This is a genomic window from Acidovorax temperans (assembly GCF_028596105.1).
GTDB lineage: Bacteria > Pseudomonadota > Gammaproteobacteria > Burkholderiales > Burkholderiaceae_C > Acidovorax > Acidovorax temperans.
Genome location: NZ_CP117193.1, coordinates 3,166,657 through 3,184,841, shown reverse-complemented (window position 1 = coordinate 3,184,841; position 18,185 = coordinate 3,166,657). Strand labels below are relative to the sequence as shown.

General features: G+C 63.5%; 19 protein-coding genes and 1 tRNA gene. 13 read left to right on the top strand and 7 right to left on the bottom strand.

All coding sequences use genetic code 11. From position 1 onward, the window contains the following. The first annotated feature begins 75 nt into the window (after positions 1-75). The 4 genes from PQV96_RS14955 to hemW all read left to right on the top strand — a co-directional run bounded on the left by PQV96_RS14955 (position 76) and on the right by hemW (position 3,993). Positions 76-978, top strand: coding sequence for a PP2C family protein-serine/threonine phosphatase (locus PQV96_RS14955; RefSeq protein WP_066698850.1), 903 nt, complete (start codon positions 76-78; stop codon positions 976-978). An 85-nt stretch (positions 979-1,063) separates the two neighbouring features. Then, the gene (rph, locus tag PQV96_RS14950; RefSeq protein WP_066783328.1) at positions 1,064-1,792 is read left to right on the top strand and encodes a ribonuclease PH; all 729 of its coding nucleotides are present in this window, start codon (positions 1,064-1,066) and stop codon (positions 1,790-1,792) included. 178 nt (positions 1,793-1,970) lie between these two features. Next, entirely contained in the window at positions 1,971-2,573 is a 603-nt protein-coding gene (gene rdgB, locus PQV96_RS14945; protein WP_273623375.1) for an RdgB/HAM1 family non-canonical purine NTP pyrophosphatase, read from the top strand. 172 nt (positions 2,574-2,745) lie between these two features. Further along, positions 2,746-3,993, top strand: coding sequence for a radical SAM family heme chaperone HemW (gene hemW / locus PQV96_RS14940; protein WP_273623374.1), 1,248 nt, complete (start codon positions 2,746-2,748; stop codon positions 3,991-3,993). Positions 3,994-4,017: 24 nt separating this feature from the next. Here hemW and PQV96_RS14935 read toward each other — a convergent pair whose 3' ends face one another. Continuing rightward, complete coding sequence (locus PQV96_RS14935) at positions 4,018-4,344, bottom strand: I78 family peptidase inhibitor (RefSeq protein ID WP_066698856.1); 327 nt, start codon at positions 4,342-4,344, stop codon at positions 4,018-4,020. 290 nt (positions 4,345-4,634) lie between these two features. Between PQV96_RS14935 and PQV96_RS14930 the strand changes: the two genes are divergently transcribed. Next, entirely contained in the window at positions 4,635-6,671 is a 2,037-nt protein-coding gene (locus tag PQV96_RS14930) for a bifunctional 2',3'-cyclic-nucleotide 2'-phosphodiesterase/3'-nucleotidase (protein WP_273625265.1), read from the top strand. Between the two features lie 174 nt (positions 6,672-6,845). Here the strand turns inward: PQV96_RS14930 and PQV96_RS14925 are convergent, their stop codons facing one another. Further along, entirely contained in the window at positions 6,846-7,295 is a 450-nt protein-coding gene (locus PQV96_RS14925) for a PepSY domain-containing protein (RefSeq protein ID WP_273623373.1), read from the bottom strand. On the opposite strand from PQV96_RS14925, the gene PQV96_RS14920 reads away from it, so the two are divergent. Further along, entirely contained in the window at positions 7,276-8,238 is a 963-nt protein-coding gene (locus PQV96_RS14920; protein ID WP_273623372.1) for a winged helix-turn-helix domain-containing protein, read from the top strand. The genes PQV96_RS14925 and PQV96_RS14920 overlap by 20 nt on opposite strands. 33 nt (positions 8,239-8,271) lie before the next feature. On the opposite strand, the gene PQV96_RS14915 is transcribed toward PQV96_RS14920, so the two are convergent. The 3 genes from PQV96_RS14915 to radC all read right to left on the bottom strand — a co-directional run bounded on the left by PQV96_RS14915 (position 8,272) and on the right by radC (position 11,137). Further along, positions 8,272-8,892 carry a Smr/MutS family protein gene (locus tag PQV96_RS14915; protein ID WP_242638105.1) on the bottom strand — a complete coding sequence of 207 codons (621 nt, stop codon included), beginning with the start codon at positions 8,890-8,892 and terminating at the stop codon, positions 8,272-8,274. A gap of 317 nt (positions 8,893-9,209) precedes the next feature. Beyond that, positions 9,210-10,424, bottom strand: a complete 1,215-nt coding sequence (locus tag PQV96_RS14910; protein ID WP_273623371.1) for an esterase-like activity of phytase family protein — start codon at positions 10,422-10,424, stop codon at positions 9,210-9,212. Then, the gene (radC, locus tag PQV96_RS14905; protein ID WP_273623370.1) at positions 10,424-11,137 is read right to left on the bottom strand and encodes a RadC family protein; all 714 of its coding nucleotides are present in this window, start codon (positions 11,135-11,137) and stop codon (positions 10,424-10,426) included. Before radC ends, PQV96_RS14910 begins: the two co-directional genes overlap by 1 nt. A 124-nt stretch (positions 11,138-11,261) precedes the next feature. On the opposite strand from radC, the gene PQV96_RS14900 reads away from it, so the two are divergent. After that, on the top strand, positions 11,262-11,726 hold the full coding sequence (locus PQV96_RS14900; protein WP_198845441.1) for an FKBP-type peptidyl-prolyl cis-trans isomerase: 465 nt from the start codon (positions 11,262-11,264) through the stop codon (positions 11,724-11,726). Further along, positions 11,726-12,721, top strand: a complete 996-nt coding sequence (gene ispH / locus PQV96_RS14895) for a 4-hydroxy-3-methylbut-2-enyl diphosphate reductase (RefSeq protein ID WP_273623369.1) — start codon at positions 11,726-11,728, stop codon at positions 12,719-12,721. The genes PQV96_RS14900 and ispH overlap by 1 nt, the downstream gene beginning before the upstream one ends. Positions 12,722-12,813: 92 nt before the next feature. Here ispH and PQV96_RS14890 read toward each other — a convergent pair whose 3' ends face one another. Next, positions 12,814-13,509: a CBS domain-containing protein gene (locus tag PQV96_RS14890; protein ID WP_066698360.1), complete on the bottom strand. Its 696-nt coding sequence runs from the start codon at positions 13,507-13,509 to the stop codon at positions 12,814-12,816. Positions 13,510-13,662: 153 nt separating this feature from the next. Here PQV96_RS14890 and PQV96_RS14885 point away from each other — a divergent pair, with 153 nt between their 5' ends. From PQV96_RS14885 to PQV96_RS14870, 5 genes are all read left to right on the top strand, one after another. Continuing rightward, positions 13,663-14,604, top strand: coding sequence for a threonine/serine dehydratase (locus tag PQV96_RS14885; protein WP_273623368.1), 942 nt, complete (start codon positions 13,663-13,665; stop codon positions 14,602-14,604). Positions 14,605-14,636: 32 nt separating this feature from the next. Further along, the gene (gene serS / locus PQV96_RS14880; RefSeq protein WP_273623367.1) at positions 14,637-15,959 is read left to right on the top strand and encodes a serine--tRNA ligase; all 1,323 of its coding nucleotides are present in this window, start codon (positions 14,637-14,639) and stop codon (positions 15,957-15,959) included. Between the two features lie 314 nt (positions 15,960-16,273). Continuing rightward, on the top strand, positions 16,274-16,384 hold the full coding sequence (locus PQV96_RS22400; RefSeq protein WP_475557864.1) for a hypothetical protein: 111 nt from the start codon (positions 16,274-16,276) through the stop codon (positions 16,382-16,384). A gap of 55 nt (positions 16,385-16,439) precedes the next feature. Continuing rightward, positions 16,440-16,529, top strand: a tRNA-Ser gene (locus PQV96_RS14875). A 77-nt stretch (positions 16,530-16,606) separates the two neighbouring features. Further along, positions 16,607-17,917 carry a phage integrase SAM-like domain-containing protein gene (locus PQV96_RS14870; RefSeq protein ID WP_273623366.1) on the top strand — a complete coding sequence of 437 codons (1,311 nt, stop codon included), beginning with the start codon at positions 16,607-16,609 and terminating at the stop codon, positions 17,915-17,917. On the opposite strand, the gene PQV96_RS14865 is transcribed toward PQV96_RS14870, so the two are convergent. Next, complete coding sequence (locus tag PQV96_RS14865) at positions 17,883-18,161, bottom strand: hypothetical protein (RefSeq protein WP_273623365.1); 279 nt, start codon at positions 18,159-18,161, stop codon at positions 17,883-17,885. The genes PQV96_RS14870 and PQV96_RS14865 overlap by 35 nt on opposite strands. Between the last annotated feature and the right edge of the window lie 24 nt (positions 18,162-18,185).

The window sequence follows — 18,185 nt, the reverse complement described above, 5'->3', positions numbered from 1 at the left end:
CGCCAAGCGGGTCAGCGGGGCAAACGGCCTATTCATTGACGATGCCTGTGCGCATCCCTGTTTGCGTGAACCACTATGAAATTCTCGGTTTTCCAGATCAGCCGCCGCGGCGGCCGCGAAAAGAACGAAGACCGCATGGGGTACTGCTACACCCGCGAGTCGGGGCTCTTTGTGCTGGCCGACGGCATGGGCGGGCACCCTGAGGGCGAGGTGGCCGCGCAAATCGCGCTGCAAACCGTCTCGGCACTGTTCCAGCGCCAGGCCAAGCCCCAGATCCAGGATGTGCAGGAATTCCTTTCGGGCGCACTGCTGGCAGCCCACCACCAGATTCTGCGATACGCGTCTGAGAAGGGAATGATCGACACACCGCGCACCACGCTGGTGGCGGCAGTGTTGCAGGGCGGAGCCGCCTCGTGGGTGCACTGCGGTGATTCGCGGCTGTACATGGTGCGCGACGGAGATTTGCTGACCCGCACGCGCGACCACTCGTACCTGGAACTGCGCAACGCGCCCCCACTGGGCATGGACCGGGTGAACCGCAACGTGTTGTTTACCTGCCTGGGCTCGCCCACCAAGCCCATCTACGACATCACCGGGCCTGTGTACCTGGAGCAGGGAGACCGCCTGTTGCTGTGCTCAGACGGCCTGTGGGGCACCTTGAGCGATGAAGAAATCACCAAGCAGCTGGCCCGTCAGCCCGTTTCTCATGCAGTGCCTGAACTGGTAGAAGAAGCCTTGCGCAAGGCGGGCGACAGCAGCGACAACGTGACCGTGGTGGCCCTGGAGTGGGAGACGCCCGATGCATTCGAGTCCACCCAGGGCGTGTCCACCGACAGCATCAGCGACGATGTGTTTGCCTCCACCATCCAGGCCGGCCCGCTCGATGGCCTGGCCGACGATCTGGACGATGCGGCCATTGAGCGCTCGATCGCCGAAATCAACGAAGCCATTCGCCGGTCGGCCGCCCGCCGCGGCTGAGGCGCTGGCCCCGAACCCTGTGAGCACGGGCCCTTCAGGGGCCCGTCTGTTTTGTAACTCTTTTAGCGATGTGATCGCTGCTGACATGACCACCTTCCAACGCTCTGGCCAACGCGCCGCTGACCAGTTACGCCCTGTGCGCATCACGCGCCACTACACCATGCACGCCGAGGGCTCGGTGCTGATCGAGTTTGGCAACACCAAGGTGCTGTGCACCGCCTCGGTAGAAGAGCGCGTGCCGCCCCACAAGCGCGGCAGTGGCGAAGGCTGGGTGACGGCCGAATACGGCATGCTGCCCCGCGCCACCCACACCCGCAGCGACCGCGAAGCTGCACGCGGCAAGCAAAACGGCCGCACACAAGAGATCCAGCGCCTCATCGGCCGCTCACTGCGTGCGGTGTTTGATTTGAAGCTGCTGGGCGAGCGCACCATCCAGCTTGACTGCGACGTGATCCAGGCCGATGGCGGCACCCGCACTGCCGCCATCACCGGCGCGTGGGTGGCCGCGCAAGACGCGGTGAACACACTCATCGCCGCAGGCAAGATCACCCAGTCGCCCCTGCGCGAGCCCGTGGCCGCCATCTCGGTGGGCATCGTGCAAGGCACGCCGCTGCTCGACCTGGAATACGTGGAAGACGTGGACTGCGACACCGACATGAACGTGGTGATGACCGGTGCGGGCCACTACGTGGAAGTGCAGGGCACGGCCGAAGGCGTGGCCTTTACCCGCAAAGAAATGGACCAATTGCTGGCGCTGGCCGAAAAAGGCATTGCCGAGCTGATCCTGTTGCAGCAGCAGGCCCTGACAGCCTGATTTTTTACTATTGATTTGATAGCTGCTGGCGCTTGATCAATAAGCGCTGGAGCCTGATTTGAGGCTCTTCTAGCGAATAGTAGTGATGGAAATCGCCGCACGTCTGTAAACGACGATTTCGACGTACGACATTTATCGAGTGCATCACTAGCATTCGCTAGAAGAGCATGATTTGACTATGAAACTCGTATTGGCATCCAACAACCAGGGCAAGCTCGCCGAGCTGCAGGCCATGTTTGCCCCGCTGGGCGTGGAACTGGTGCGCCAGGGCGACCTGGGCGTGGGTGAGGCCGAAGAGCCCTTCCGTACCTTTGTCGAGAACGCGCTGACCAAGGCCCGCTTTGCGTCGCAACACACCGGCCTGCCCGCGCTGGCCGACGATGCGGGTATGTGCGTGGACGCGTTTGGCGGCCTGCCGGGCGTGGACACGGCCTACTACTGCACCCAGTTCGGCTACGAAAAAAGCGACGCGAACAACGTGCGTGCGCTGCTGGAACAGATGCAGTGCGTGACCAACCGCCGCGCCGCCATGGTCAGCACCCTGGTGGCCGTGCGCAGCCCGCAGGACCCCGAGCCGCTGATTGCCGTAGGCCGCGTGGTGGGCGAGATCACCACCGAGCCGCGCGGCAGCAACGGTTTTGGTTTCGACCCGGTCATGTTCATTCCCGAATTTGGCAAGACCTTTGCCGAGCTGCCCGAGGAGGTGAAGAACGCGCACAGCCACCGGGGCCGCTCCGCCGCACAAATGCTGGCCCTGATGCGTGAGCGCTGGTTTGGATGAAGTCCCCCCTGAGTCGCTTCGCGCCTTCCCCCCAAGGGGGGACACCGCCAGCGCACGCAAGTGAAACGCAGCTGCGCTGCCGCGGCGGCCCTTGCGCGGCGGTCGCTCGCATGGCAGTGCCTCTTGCTAGCCACCGCTGCGATGGAAGCGCTCCTATTTTTTTGAGCTTTGAATGGCTATTCCCATAATTCCTGCTAGTGCCGATGACGCGCCCGCCGTGGTGCGCGACATCCAGCACTACATGCGCCCCGGTCTGCTGCAGCTGGCCAGCCTGCCGCCTCTGTCGCTGTACGTGCATCTGCCCTGGTGCCTGAAGAAGTGCCCCTACTGCGACTTCAACTCGCACGAAGCGCGCGGCGGCAGCGCGGCGGGTGAGGTGCCCGAGCAGCGTTACATAGACGCGCTCATGGCCGACCTGGAAGCCGCGCTGCCGCTGATCTGGGGCCGTTCGGTGCACAGCATCTTCATTGGTGGCGGCACGCCCAGCCTGTTTGCACCACAGGCCATAGACCGCCTGCTCAGCGACATCCGCGCCCGCCTGCGGCTGGAGGCTGACTGCGAAATCACCATGGAGGCCAACCCCGGCACCTTTGAGAAGGACCGGTTTCGCGCCTACCGCAGCGCGGGCGTCACGCGCCTGTCCATTGGGGTGCAGAGCTTCAACGATGCGCACCTCAAGGCCCTGGGCCGCGTGCACGACCGCGCCCAAGCCCTGGCGGCGGTGGCGGAGGCTGCCAGCGCGTTCGACACCTTCAACCTCGACATCATGTACGCCCTGCCAGGCCAGACCCTGGCGCAGATGGAGCAGGACATGCAGCAGGCGCTGCAACTGGCGCCGCCCCACATCTCCATCTACCACCTCACCATCGAGCCCAACACCTACTTCGCCAAGTACCCGCCCGCCATTCCTGAGGACGACCTGGCCTATGCCATGCTTGACCGCATCACCGAGATGACGGGCGCGGCCGGGTTGGCGCGGTACGAGATTTCCGCCTACGCCCGCGCGGGCCACCAGTGCTTTCACAACACCAACTACTGGCAGTTTGGCGATTACCTGGGCATTGGTGCGGGCGCGCACAGCAAGCTGAGCTTTGCGCACCGCGTGGTGCGGCAGGTACGCTTTCGCGACCCGGCCCGCTACATGGACAACGCCCTGGCAGGCCATGCCGTGGCGCAGGACGACGATGTGCGCCGGGCTGATTTGCCGTTTGAATACATGCTCAACGCGCTGCGCTTGCGCGGCGGCTTTGCGTTGACCGACTTCACCGAACGCACGGGCTTGCCGATCAGCGCCATTGCCAAAGCGCTGGATGCCGCGCAAAGCAAAGGCCTGATCGTGCGCGAGGGCGGGCATGTGCGCCCCACTGAGCGGGGCTTTGACTTCTTGAGCGATCTGCAAGAGCTGTTTCTGGCCGACTAAGCCCAGCCCCTGCAGGGCCGCGCGTCAGCCGCAGCGCACGGCCGTGATGCGGCCGTTGTCGTCCACCACCAGGTTCAGGCGCTGTGCGTTGTATTCCTTCGTGATCATCTGGCCGGGGCGCAACACCCGCGCCATGTGGGCACCCGACTGCACCCGCGCCGCCTCGATCACGCTGGCGGTGCTGTCTTTGCCCACAAACGACTGCGCTGGCGCAGCATTGCATTGGCCACCCACGGGGGGCTGGCCTGCTGGGGTGTTTGACGCGCCAGCACCTGGGTTGGGCGCAGCGCAGCCCGCCAGGATTCCTGCAGCTACGGAAGTGCCTGCCAGGGTCCAGAGAGAGTTTTTCATGCAAAGGCTCCTTGAGTGATTCAGTGGATGGAAAGGCTGCGTACAGAGCCCATGCCTGCACGATAACCCAGCCCGTGGCGGCTGACCGTGTCCGTGCGTAACGCGCGGGCGGTGGCCCCGCAAAGATCTTGAAAAGGCTCTCAAGCCTCTGTCGCATGCACGACGCCGGGCAGCGTGTGCCACACACCCGTCACACCGCTGTCAAACGCGGTTCCCACACTCGCGGTTTTGTTTTTCTTGGGTTGCCCATGTTGATCAAGACCTCTGTTTTCCGCTCCGCAGGCTCCGGCATGCTGGGGCATGTGTCGCGCCGCACTGCCACGCTGGGCGTGGTGGTGCTGGCTGCATCCCTGGCCGCTTGCGGCGGCAGCGATGGCGACAGCAATACCAATGCGGGGGCCACAGCCACGCTGGCGGTGCTGGAGACGACCGATCTGCACTTCAACGTGCGCAGCTACGACTACTTCAAGCTCGCTGAAGACAAGACCTACGGCTTTGAGCGCACCGCCACGCTGGTGCGCGCGGCGCGCAAAGAATTTGCCAACACCCTGCTGGTGGACAACGGCGACACCATCCAGGGCACCGCGCTGGCCGACTACGAAGCCACCATCAGCCCCATCCCCTGCACGCAGCAGTTGTCCATGTACAAGGCCATGGGCGCTCTGGGTTTTGACGCGGGCACGCTGGGCAACCACGAGTTCAACTACGGCCTGCCCTTCCTGAACCAGGTGCTGGGCGGTGGGCTGGACGTGGACGGTGTGGACCCCACCAAGAAATGCGCGGGCGCAGGTTACCCCGCCGTACTGGCCAACGTGTACAGCAGCAAGACCAAGAAGCCGCTGGTGCAGCCCTACACGCTGCTGGAGCGCACGGTGGTGGCCAAGGGCACCGATGGCAAGGAAGTGAAGCTGCCCATCAAGATCGGCGTGATCGGCTTCACCACCCCCGGCATCATGAACTGGGACAAGCGCTACCTCGAAGGCAAGGTCTACACCGAAGGCGCGGTCGAGTCGGCCACCAAGTACGTGCCCGAGCTGCGCGCCAAGGGCGCCGACATTGTGGTGGCGCTGCTGCACGGCGGGCTCGATAGCGCGGCGTACTCGCCCACCATGGAAAACCCCGGCCTGCACCTGTCGAAGGTGGCGGGCATCGACGCGATGGTGATGGGCCACCAGCACGGCGTGTTCCCAGACACTGCCGCCACCCCCAGCTTCAACCTGCCCGGCGTGGACCACAAGGCGGGCACCATCAACGGTGTGCCCGCCGTGATGGCCAGTTCGTGGGGCAAGGCCCTGGGCGTGGTGCAGCTGGCGCTGCAGTGGGACGGCAGCAAGTGGGTGGTCAACAAGACTGCCAGCAAGAGCGAACTGCGCAACATCCAGAGCAAGAACGCAGCGGGTGCGAACGTGTACGTGGAACCCGACGCCACCATCGCTGCGATGATCGAGACGCAGCACCAGGCCGCGATCAAGTACGTGAAGACGCCCATCGGCCAGACCGACTTCCGCATGAGCACGCTGTTTGCCGATGTGGGCGACCCCGGCGCGATCCAGATCGTGAACCAGGCCCAGCAAGCCTATGTGGCGGCCTACATCAAGGCCAACCTGCCGCAATACGCAGCGCTGCCGGTGCTGTCGGTGAGCGCGCCGTTCAAGAGCGGCTTCCAGGGTGGTGCCGACTACACCGACGTGGCCGTGGGCCCGCTGGCCATCAACAACGCGGCCGACCTGTACCTGTACCCCAACACCGTGTACGCGGTGAAGGTGAACGGTGCGGACATCAAGAACTGGCTCGAAGCCGCTGCCAAGCGTTTCAACCAGATCGACCCCGCCAAGACCACGGAGCAGCAGCTCATCAGCACCTTCCCTGGGTACAACTTCGACATGTTCACCACGGCAGACGTGCAGTACGAAATTGACGTGACCCAGCCCGTGGGCAGCCGCATCAAGAACCTGACGTACCTGGGCAAGCCCATCGATGTGGCGCAGGAGTTCGTGATCGCCACCAACAACTACCGCGCCACCAGTGGCAAGAGCTTCATCGACAAGCTCGACGGCTCGGGCACCATCTGGGCCTCGCCCGATGCCAACCGCGATGTGGTGATCGACTACATCCGCAAGAACCCCGCCGTGAGCCGCACCGCCAACGGCGCTGCCAAGAGCTGGCGCTTTGCCAAGGCCACCGTGGCCGGGCCTGTGGTGTTCACCTCGGGTGCCAACGCGCTCAGCGTGGCGCAGGCTGCGGGCCTGGCCAATGTGAGCCTGGTAGCTGCTGACGACGGATCGGGCAAGGGCACGTCGAAGTACAGCGTCGATTTGTCGAAGTAATTTCGCCACGCGCACCGGCAGCCCACGGCAGGTGGGCGCGGCCGGGGCCATGAAAAAAAGCGCGCCTGGGGTGAAGCAGGCGGGCTTTGCTATTTAAAAGATAGCTGGTGGCGCTTATTGGATAAGCGCTAGAGGCACTTTTTGCTTAAAAGGTGCAGTGCCGGGTTGAAAGGCTCAACGCTCCAGCTTCTCGCGCACCACCTTGCCGGTGCTGGGCTCGATGCGCAGCTCAACGTATTGGTTGGCGCTGTTCAGGGCTTCGGCTTCCCAGTAGCCATCGTCAAACTCCAGGTCGCGCACACGGGTGTAGCCCGCTTGCTGCAGCGTCAGCAAAATCTGGTCGGCCGACAGCACGGGCTGGCCGTTGATGGTGCCGCCATTGCGGCCCACCTGGCTCAGCACTTCCAGGGTGGTGGGGTGCAGCACCAGTTCCACCTTGTCGCGGCTGGTCAGCGAGGTGCGCACTTCAGCCTCCCAAAAGCCGTCGCCCAGCTCCACGTCCGACACATAGGCAAAGCCACTGGCCTTGAGGTGTTGCACCACGCGCTCCACGCTGGGCAGCGTGGTGCCCACGTCACCCTTGCGGATGGCCGTGAGGCCGCCGGTGGCATCGTTGACCAGCACGGTGGCGCGGCTGCCTTCGGCCGTGCTGCGCGTGGGGCAGCTGGAGTACGACGTGGTGCATGGCCGCTTCAACCTGCAAGGCCAGGGTCTGCAGCTCACGGCGCAGGAGCACAAGATACTGGCCTTTTTCATGCACCACGCCGGCAAGCTGCTCACCCGCTCGGAAATCAGCGAAAACGTCTACGCCCGTGACCTGGACCCTGACTCGAACACGCTGGATGTACTGATTGGCCGCATCCGCCGCACGCTGGGCGGCGCAGCGCAGTTGGTGACCGAGCGAGGGCAGGGCTTTCGCTTGCTGACGAGCGATGAGGCCAGCAGTGATGCCGCCGTGCCTGCAGCCGATGTGCAGTGGCAGGTGCAGGCCATGGCGCAGGTGATTGACCGCTACCAGGCGCGCACTTTCAGCGACGCCCTGCACATGCAGGCGGCCATGCACCCCGCAACGGCTGCCCAGCCCGTGGACGTTGCCCAGTGCGTGGCCGAGGTGGTGCGCATGATGGAGCGGCTGCACGCTGATCAGGCGCTGGAGTGGACGCTGCAGGTGCAGGACGGCGCCCCCCCGCTGTGGCGCGGTGAGCGCACGGATCTGGAAGAGGTGCTGGGCAATCTGCTGGACAACGCGGGCAAATGGGCCGCCTCGGCCGTGCACATTGGTCTGGCGATGGAAGAGGGCGATGCAGCCCAGCCGCCGCAAGTGGTGCTGCAGATTGAAGATGATGGGCCGGGCATGGCGCCCCACCAGTTGCGGGCCGCAGGCCAGCGCGGTTTGCGGTTTGATGATTCGGTGCAGGGCTCGGGGCTGGGGCTGCACATTGCCACGCAGATGGTGCAGGCCTACGGCGGTGAGTTGTCGCTGGGCAAGAGCGCCTTGCTCAAAGGGCTTTCGGTGCGCGTTGTGCTGCCCGGGTTGCAGGCCGCGCAGCGCCCGCGCAAGGCCTAGCGAGCCGCAGTCCGCGCCCCGTTGGAGGCTGGGTCAGGCGCTGCGGGCAGGCTGCAGCAGCACCAGCAATGCCCCCGCGCCGCCGTCGATGGGGCGGGCTTGCACAAAAGCCAGCACCTCCTTTTTTTGCACCAGCCAGCTCTGCACACGGCCTTTGAGCACCGGGCTTTTGCCGGGCGAACCCAGGCCCTTGCCGTGCACCACGCGCACGCAGCGCACGCCCAGCTTGTGCGCGTGGCGGATGAATTCGCCCAGCGCCTCGCGCGCCTCATCCACGCGCAGGCCGTGCAGGTCCAGCTGGCGCTGAATGCTCCAGTGGCCAGATCGCAGGCGGCGGGTGATCTCCACCCCGATGCCGGGGCGGCGAAAGCTCAGCTGGTCGTCGGTGTCGAGCAGGCTGCTCACGTCAAAGTCGTCGCTGATGGATTCCATCAACACCCGTTCTTCGTCCAGCCAGTGCTGTAGCGGCAGGGGCTCGGGTGGGGTGGTGGGCAGTTCTGCCAAATTGCGGTCGGTCAGCGGATGTACCTGCCCCACGGCGCGGCTGAACAACTGGCGCTCTGCCTCCAGCCGTGCAGCGGCTTCGCGCCGGGCTTTTTCTTCGGCTTCGGCGCGCTCGCGCTGCTCACGCAACTGGCGGGTGATGGTGGCCAGGTCTTGCAGGCCGTCCACACGTATGCTGGGGCGGCGCGGTTTGGGCGCTTTGCGTAGCCTGGGGGGCGGTGCGGGCGTGCCTTCTGCCCGGGGCGTGGGTGCAGTGCGGGGTTTGGGGGCTTGCCACGCAATGGCAGGCACGCGGCGTGCGGCGCGGGGAGGCGGTGGTGCCGCGGGTGCTGGGGGCTGGGGGGGGCGCAAGGTGCGAGCCAAGGCCGCTGCCAGCGCGCCGGTCAGCTCTTGCCTCGGTTTGTCTGATGGCTGGCCGCTTGGTGTGTCGCCGGGCAGCGGCGCCCCTGCGGATGGATGGCGGCGGTTCATTCGGGGGCTCCAGGGGGCGGCGTAGCACAGGTGGGGCTGTCCTGTGGTGGAGCGCTCTCAGCGGGCGGATAGGCCAGCGCCAGCCACTGCGTGCTTTGCGCGGCATTGAAGTTGTCGTCAGACACCAGCACCAGCACCCGTTCGCCACTGGGCAGCGGCGCCGCCCACGTCATGCCTTCGAGGTTGTCCACGGTGGCGAGGCCCAGCGTTGCAGAGTCGAGCAGCAAGGTCTTTTGCAGCGGGGTGTGGTTGCCTGGCTGCAGGGCTGGCAATCCCAAAGTGTTGCTGCCGCTGCGCAGGTCGGCGCGGTACAGGCGGGCACCAAAGCCTGCGCCCGCGCTGTAGTCGCGTTCCAGCACCAGCAGGTGGTGTGGGCCATCGGCCAGAATTTCGCTCACTCCGTTGACCTCAGGGCCCCACGGCAGTCGGCGGGCGCGGGGAACGGCGTCCGGGGTGTAGGCCCGCTGCTGCTGTGCCTGGCCCGTGGCCACGTCCAGTGCGGTGATGCGCAAGGGGCCGCCAGCGGTCTGCACGGTGGGGCGGGGGCCATCTTGTACCCACGCCATTTCCATTGCCAGCCAGGCGGTGCAGCCGTCGTCAGAAAAGGCCAGTCCTTCCAGGCTGGCGTTGGGGCGCGGGCCGGTGCGCTGGGGCTGCAACGTGGGGGTGAAGGCCGCTGGCAGCGGAATATCGCTGGCCCATTGCCCGGTGGCCAAGGATTCGCGCAGGCGGGGGATGCCGCCGCGTGCCCAGTCGCCCTCGCTCGTCCACCACAGGCGCTGGTGGCCTGCGTGCCAGCGAATGGCTTCTGCGTCGGGCACCTCGGCTTTTGAAATGGTGCGTTGCGGGGACGATGGAAACGGCTGGCCTTGCGCGGTGAGCAGCGTGAAGACGCCCGTGATGTGGGGCGGCTGCGTGGGCTGCTGCGCGGGCGACCAGCGCGCGGTGTAGATGCGCGCAGGTGCTTGGGCAGAGCGGTCGTCGCTGATGAGCCAGAACTGGCCGGATTGCGCGTCATAGTCAATGCCAGAGATGCCACCCCATGGGGTGCCCAGTACCTCGGTGCCTGCGGCGATGTGGGCCTGCGCCAGCAGCCGGACAGGTGCATCCGCATTCCCTGCAGAGGGTTGCCTGGGCGCTGCGCAGCCCCCCAGCACCAGGGCGGCTGTCAGTGTGGCAACCAGCGCCCGTGAATGGCGCAGCAGGCGCATCACAGCAACCCCTCTTCTGCCATTGACAGCGCCTGGCCGGGCGCGACGATGACATGGTCGAGCACGCGCACATCGACCAGCGCCAGGGTGGTTTTCAGGGTCTGCGTGAGGGCTTCGTCTGCCCGGCTGGGTTGCACGCTGCCGCTGGGGTGGTTGTGCGCCAGCACCACACCGGCGGCCTGGTGGTGCAGGGCGCGCAGCACCACCTCGCGCGGGTAAACGCTGGTCTGCGTGAGCGTGCCGCGAAACAGCTCTTCCATGCCCAGCAGGCGGTTTTGCGCATCGAGAAACAGCACGGCAAACACCTCGTGCCTCTTGGCGGCCAGGTGCAGCTGCAGGTAGTGCTTGACGGCATTGGGCGAGTCAAACACCTCGCGTTCACGCAGCTGCTGGGCCAAGGCGCGGCGCGCCAGTTCCAGCACGGCCACCAGTTCCGCGCGCTTGGCGGGGCCCAGGCCTTTGATGCGTTCCAGGTCGCTGGTGCTGGCATGCAGCAGCCCGGCGATGCCGCCAAATCCGCCGCTGACCTTGCCGCTGGCAGGGTCCAGCACGGGCGGGTCCAGCAGCTCTTGCGCCATCTGCAACACGCCTTTGCCCACGATGCCAGTGCGCAGCAAGATGGCCAGCAGCTCTGCATCGGCCAGGGCTGCGGGGCCACGGGCCAGCAGTTTTTCGCGGGGCTGGGCTTCGGTGGGCAGGTTCTTGATGGCCATGGGGCAGGGGCTTTGCAGTCAGGTGGGCTGCCGGGTCGGCACGGGGCAGCCAGGGTGGCGGGGCGTACACCCCAGTAGGGGTTTGCCCGGTTTTCTACAATCGCGGCAGTTTATCGGGACTTACATGACCACTACCGCTGCCCCACTTCCCACCGTCCAGCCCGGCTCTTTCCTCACTTTGCACTACCGCCTGGCCGGGCCTGCAGGTGACGTGATCAACACCTTCAATGACAAGCCCGCCACGCTGTCGCTGGGCACGGGCGAGTTGTCGCCCGCCATGGAGCAGCGCCTGCTGGGCCTGGCCGAAGGCACGCGCACCAGCTTTGAGCTGGCGGCGGGCGAGGCGTTTGGCGAGCGCAATGCCGACATGCAGCAATGGGTGGCCCGCAAGCTGCTCAACGAACTGGGCGACCCTGACGAAAAGTACAACGTGGGCGATGTGGTGCAGTTCCCCACACCCGACGGCCTGGGCAGTTACGCGGGCGCTGTGCAGCAGGTGCGTGATGACGGAGCCGTGCTGTTCGACTTCAACCACCCGCTGGCGGGCCAGCCGGTCACGTTTGAAGTGCACGTTATCGGTATTCTGTGATGAACGCACCCCAGGAAATCCTGCTGGCTGAACCCCGGGGCTTTTGCGCAGGGGTGGACCGCGCGATCGAGATCGTCGAGCGCGCCATTCAGAAATTTGGCGCGCCCATCTATGTGCGCCATGAAATCGTGCACAACACCTACGTGGTCAACGACCTCAAGGCCAAGGGCGCGGTATTCATTGAAGAACTCTCGGATGTGCCCCCTGGCGCCACTTTGGTGTTCAGCGCCCACGGCGTGAGCCGCGCCGTGCAGCAAGAGGCCGCGCAACGCGGTTTCAGCATCTTTGACGCCACTTGCCCCCTGGTCACCAAGGTGCATGTGGAAGTGGCCAAGCTCGCCAAAGAGGGCTACGAGTTCATCATGATCGGCCACAAGGGCCACCCCGAGGTGGAAGGCACCATGGGGCAGCTGGACCACGGCATTCACCTGGTGGAAGACGTTGCCGATGTGGCCCGCGTGCAGCCCAGCCAGACCGAAAAGCTGGCCGTGGTGACCCAGACCACGCTGAGCGTGGACGATGCCGCCGAGATCACGGCCGCCGTGCGGGCGCGCTTTCCATCGGTGCGTGAGCCCAAGCAGCAAGACATCTGCTACGCCACGCAAAACCGCCAGGACGCCGTGAAGGTGCTCAGCCCGCAGGTGGATGTGCTGGTGGTGGTGGGCAGCCCCACCAGCTCCAACAGCAACCGCCTGCGCGAACTGGCAGCGCGCCTGGGCACCGCCGCCTACATGGTGGACAGTGCCGACGAGTTGCGCACCGAATGGTTTGACGGCGCCGTGCGGGTGGGGTTGACGGCGGGAGCCTCTGCGCCAGAAATTCTGGTGCAACAGGTCATTGATCGCATCAAGGCGCTGGGCGCTGTGTCGGTGCGCACCATGTCGGGCATTGAGGAGACCATCAAGTTCCCGCTGCCCAAGGGCCTCAAGATCGACGCGGCCACGGGGCTGGAGATCACCCAGCGCACCCCGGAAACGGGCCCTGGCGCCCACTGATTCGGTATCTGCTATCGAATGGATAGCTGCTTGCGCTTATGTGTAGGGCGCTGGAGCCCTATTTGGTGTTAAATTTTGCAGTGACGCGATGTTCATGCCTGCGGTGCAGGCCCGCTCCACAAGTCCAGCGGCGGGTCGGCCGCCACGGCGCGCAGGATGTCGGTGCGGGAGATGAACCCGATCAGCACCCCCGCCTCATCCGTCACCGGCAGGCCTGGCAGGCCCGTGTCCAGCAGCACCCCGGCCACGCGGCGCAGGGCCGTGTCGGGGGCTACGGCAGCCACGGGGCTGTACATCACTTCTGACACCGGCCTGCGGGCCAGCTCAATCGCTTCTTTCACGGCTCCCGGCTCGGGCAGCAAGTCCAGCGGTGCCATGTCGGCGCGCAGCAGCAACCCGATGACGCGGCCCCGCTCATCCACCACAGGGGCCTGGGCCACCCGGCTCTCGGCCAGGGTTTGCCACGCATCGTTGACCCGCATGTCGGGGGGCACGCTCAGCGCGTCGTTGCTCATCACATCCCGCACCAGGGTCAGGGGCTCACGTCGCTTCTGGGGGCCTTGCCCGGTCTGGAGGTAGGCGGCCACGGCATCCTGCAGCCGCAGGTTGACCACCGGAGCACGTTCGCGAGACAGAGGCGCTGGGGTGGTGGCAGTGTCCTGGTCTAGATCAAGAGTGCGCGTGCGCAGCGCCTGTGGGCGGTCCACGCGACGCACGGCAGCGATCTGGCTCAGGTTCTCCGGCCCGCCTCGGTACATCTGGCCTGAAGGGCCGAACACAAAAAACATCACCACCTCCTGTGGGCTGCGCACAGGCGCCACCCCTGTTTCCATGGTATCGGCATGCGGGCGTGGGGCTGAAGCCAGCGAGGCCGGCGCAAGCCCTTTGCACGGGATGACACGCTCTACACTGCAAGGCCATTTTGCAACGGAGCCTTTTGCATGATCGACCGCGCCGCCATCTCTGCTGCCCGCCAGCGCCTGGCCTCTCAGCCCCATTTTTTGCGCAGCACGCCGCTGCTGCATTTGCCCGGCGCCGCCCTGGGGGTGGACTGTGCAGAGGTCTGGCTGAAGCTGGAGCATTTGCAGGTGGGCGGCAGCTTCAAGGCGCGCGGCATGCTGTACCGCTTGCTGGCCAACCCGGTGCCCGACAGCGGCGTGATCATCGCCTCGGGCGGCAACGCCGGTATTGCCGTGGCGGCTGCGGCCCAGGCTCTGGGCGTGCGCTGCGAGGTGTTTGTGCCCGAGGTGTCGCCCGAAGCCAAGCGCGCCCGCCTGCGCGCATTGGGGGCCGAGGTGGTCGTGACCGGCGCGGCCTACGCCCAGGCTTATGAGGCGTGCGTGGCCCGCCAGCAAGCCACTGGCGCCTTGCAGGCCCACGCCTATGACCAGCCCGAGGTGTTGGCAGGGGCGGGCACCCTGGCATTGGAGCTGGAAGAGCAAGCGGGCCGCTTGCCCGACACCTTGCTGGTCAGCGTGGGCGGCGGTGGCCTGATCGGCGGCGTGGCAGCCTGGGTGGAAAGCCGCGCCCATGTGGTGTCGCTGGAGCCGGAGCGCGCGCCCACGCTGCACGCCGCGCGTGCGGCGGGCCAGCCGGTGGATGTGGATGTCAGTGGCATCGCGGCCGATTCCCTGGGGGCCAAGCGCATCGGCGCCATCGCCTGGCAGGTGAGCCAGCGCCACGTGCACGATGCCCTGCTGCTGCCCGATGACGCCATCCGCGCCGCCCAGCTATGGCTATGGCGCGAGCTGAAACTGGCGGTGGAACCGGCCGCAGCGCTGGGCTTGGCGGCCCTGCAAACGGGGGTGTACCGCCCCCAGCCGCAGGAAACCGTGGGCCTGGTGCTGTGCGGTGCCAACTTCGACCCGGCCAGCCTGGGCTGAGCAGGCGGTGGTCGTCCCTCTAAAATCACGCCATGCTTGACATTCTTCTTCTCCGCAAAGACCTCGACACCGCGATCGCGCGTCTGGAAACCCGCAAAAAGCCCCAGGCCTTCCTGAACGTGGAAGCGTTTCAGACCCTGGAATCCGAGCGCAAGACGCTGCAAACCCGCACGGAGGAGTTGCAAGCCCAGCGCAACCAGCTGTCCAAGCAAATTGGCATGCTGATGGGCAAGGGCGACAAGGAAGGCGCCGAAGCCGCCAAAGCCCAGGTGGCCGCATCCAAGGTCGAGCTGGAGCAATCCGCCGCCCGCCTGGAGCAGATTCAGGCCGAACTGCAGGCCATGCTGGTCGCTGTGCCCAACCTGCCGCACGAATCGGTGCCTGTGGGCAGCGACGAATCGGGCAACGTGGAAGTGCGCCGCTGGGGCACGCCCGCCAGCTTCGCCTTCGAGGTGAAAGACCATGTGGACGTGGGCACGCCGCTGGGGCTGGACTTCGACATGGGTGTGAAGCTCTCGGGCTCACGCTTCACGGTGATGAAGGGCCAGATCGCCCGCCTGCACCGTGCGCTCAGCCAGTTCATGCTGGATGTGCAGACGCAGGAGCACGGCTACACCGAGTGCTATGTGCCCTACGCCGTGAACGCCGATTCGCTCAAGGGCACTGGCCAGCTCCCCAAGTTTGAAGGCGACCTGTTTGCCGCGAAGAAGGGTGGCCAGGACGGCGAGCCCGTGCCAGACAACGCGGCGCTGTACCTCATCCCCACCAGCGAAGTGCCGCTGACCAACTTTGTGCGCGATGTGGTGGTGGCTGAGGCGGATCTGCCCATCAAGCTGACCGCGCACACCCCCTGCTTCCGTTCCGAAGCCGGTAGCTACGGCCGCGACACGCGCGGCATGATCCGCCAGCACCAGTTCGACAAGGTCGAAATGGTGCAGATCGTGCACCCCGACAAGAGCTACGAAGCACTGGAAGAAATGACGCGCCACGCCGAAGCCGTGCTGCAAAAGCTGGGCTTGCCTTACCGCGTGATGAGCCTGTGCACCGGCGACATGGGTTTTGGCGCCGCCAAAACGTATGACCTGGAAGTGTGGCTGCCCGCCCAGAACACCTACCGCGAAATCAGTTCAGTGAGCAACTGCGAAGCCTTCCAGGCCCGCCGTCTGCAAGCCCGTTTCAAGAATGCCCAGGGCAAGAACGAGCTGCTGCACACCTTGAATGGTTCCGGCCTGGCCGTGGGCCGCACGCTGGTGGCGGTGCTGGAAAACTACCAGCAGGCCGACGGCAGCGTGGTGGTGCCCGAAGTGCTGCGCCCCTACTTGGGTGGTGTGTCCGTACTGGCACCTGCGGCCTGATCGTCACCGCTGTACCCTGCGCCCCACCAGGGGCGCTCCGCCAGGGCCTGCACATGATCGAAAGAATCGTGTGCAGGCCCTGGTGTTTTGTGCATCTGCTATGGCAGCAACCTGCCAAACCGGGACAATGCAGCCATGACCTCTCCCAACTCCACCCCTGAATCCTCCGCAGGCGTGCCTATTCGCCTCACCCAGTACAGCCATGGCGCAGGCTGCGGCTGCAAGATCAGCCCCAAGGTGCTGGATGTGATCCTGGCGGGCAGTGGGGCACAGCACCTGGATCCACGTCTGTGGGTCAGCACTACTACGACCCCATGTACGCCTACCAGCGGCAAAGCCGTGCCCCGCGCATTGTCTTTGAAGGCGCGCGCAGCGAAGTCATGGCCTATTGGCGCGAGTGTGGTTCCTGCACTGCCGCGAAGTAAGTCAAGTGCGAATGCGCTGTTGAAATCTGGTTATAATCTTAGGCTTCGACACACAGGAGAGGTGGCAGAGTGGTCGAATGTACCTGACTCGAAATCAGGCGTGGTAGCAATATCACCGTGGGTTCGAATCCCACCCTCTCCGCCAAAATGGAAAAAGCCTTGTAAATCAACGATTTACGAGGCTTTTTGCTTTGGGGGTGGTAGCAGAACTGGTAGCAATCCATGTCTTTGCCCCTCCCCATCTACAAGCTCGGTTCCAGCTACTACCTACACACGCGAATCAACGGCAAGCAGGTCAAGCGTTCGCTCAGAACCAGCTACCAACGGGTAGCTATCATCAGAGCCATAACTCTGCTGGATAGCTTGATGCGCAAAGACCTCCCTCAAAAGTATGAGCTAGACCTCTCCCGAGGCATCCTCAAAGCCGATGGCGACGAAGACCACGCCCGGCTAATGCAAGCCCTGCAAGCCATGCAGCAGATGCAACAGGCCCAGCCCCAAGCACTCGCGCCAATTGCTGCACAAGCCCCAACAGACGACCCCACCGCCCTAAAACTGGCGGAATTGCTAGAAAAATTCTTGTCGCTTAAACAGGTGAAGCAGGCCACGGCAATCGCGTACAAAAATTGCATCGACGAATTAGCCAAATTTTTAAAAAATCCCCCAATTACTCGCATCACCGCTAGCGACATAACGCGGTATCAAGAATTTCTAGCGAAAAAGGAAAATGGAGCAAAAAAAGGCAACAGCATCCGCACAATTGACAATAAAATTTCAATTATTCGAGCCCTTTTTAATTTCGCAATGAAACAAAGCTATACCCGAAATGGCAACCCAGCCGAAAACCGCGCACTACTGACAAAAAAACAACGCCTTAGCGGAGGCTATGCTATTTTTGAAAAAGAAGAAATAGAACAGTTTTTCAATAGTGAATTCTTCAAAGAGCAAGAAGAAAAAGACCCCGACTATACAACCGCTGTTCTCTTCGGGTTATTTACGGGTTGTCGGATTGGTGAAATTACAAGTCTCAAAAAGGATAATTTCAAAAAAAGCTCAGCCGGGGTAAGTTATCTTGCTATCCGTGATAGCAAAACACAGGCCGGAATTCGTGAGATTCCATTGCACCCTTGCCTAATTGAGAAGGTGTCCGATTTTTTAGAGAAAAAGACGGACAAAATTTTCAAATATGTGGAAAAAGAAGGCAAGGGCACTGGCAACGCAGTAGGTAAGAAATTCGCCCGAAATTTAGAAAGTGCAAAAATTGAGCGAGAGAAGCTAGTTTTTCACAGCCTAAGAAAATTCGTGAATAACGAATTGATGAAAAGTGGAGTTAGTTTAGAAAATCGCTGTCAATTTATAGGGCATGAAATAGAGAATGTGAATGTCTCGATATACACAAATAAAATTAACATTGACGCACTCGCCGCCGCAATTTTTCCGACCTTGGAAAAATTCCGCGACCTGATAGAAACAAAAAAAGCCCCGTGGGAGGGTTTGGTTACGGATTTTTCGGAGCTTGTTGACCCGATGTAATCTCTTTAAATAGCACTTTATCGCGCTCTCCGAGCGTGTTCAAAAGGCCTACAACGTAATTTTGTAGGCCTTTATTTTTTTCTAATTCTTTTAGAATGAGTGCGCCTAGGATAATTTTTCTTCTGGTATCCTCATTCTTTTTCTTCTTGTTCATGAGTGCTTCAAGATTCCGTTGACGTTTGTCTAGCTGATTTTTCTCAACTTTTAGCTTTTCTATCCTGTTTTTTATATCGTCTGCCTTCATTTTAATTGCCCCTAATAAAATTAG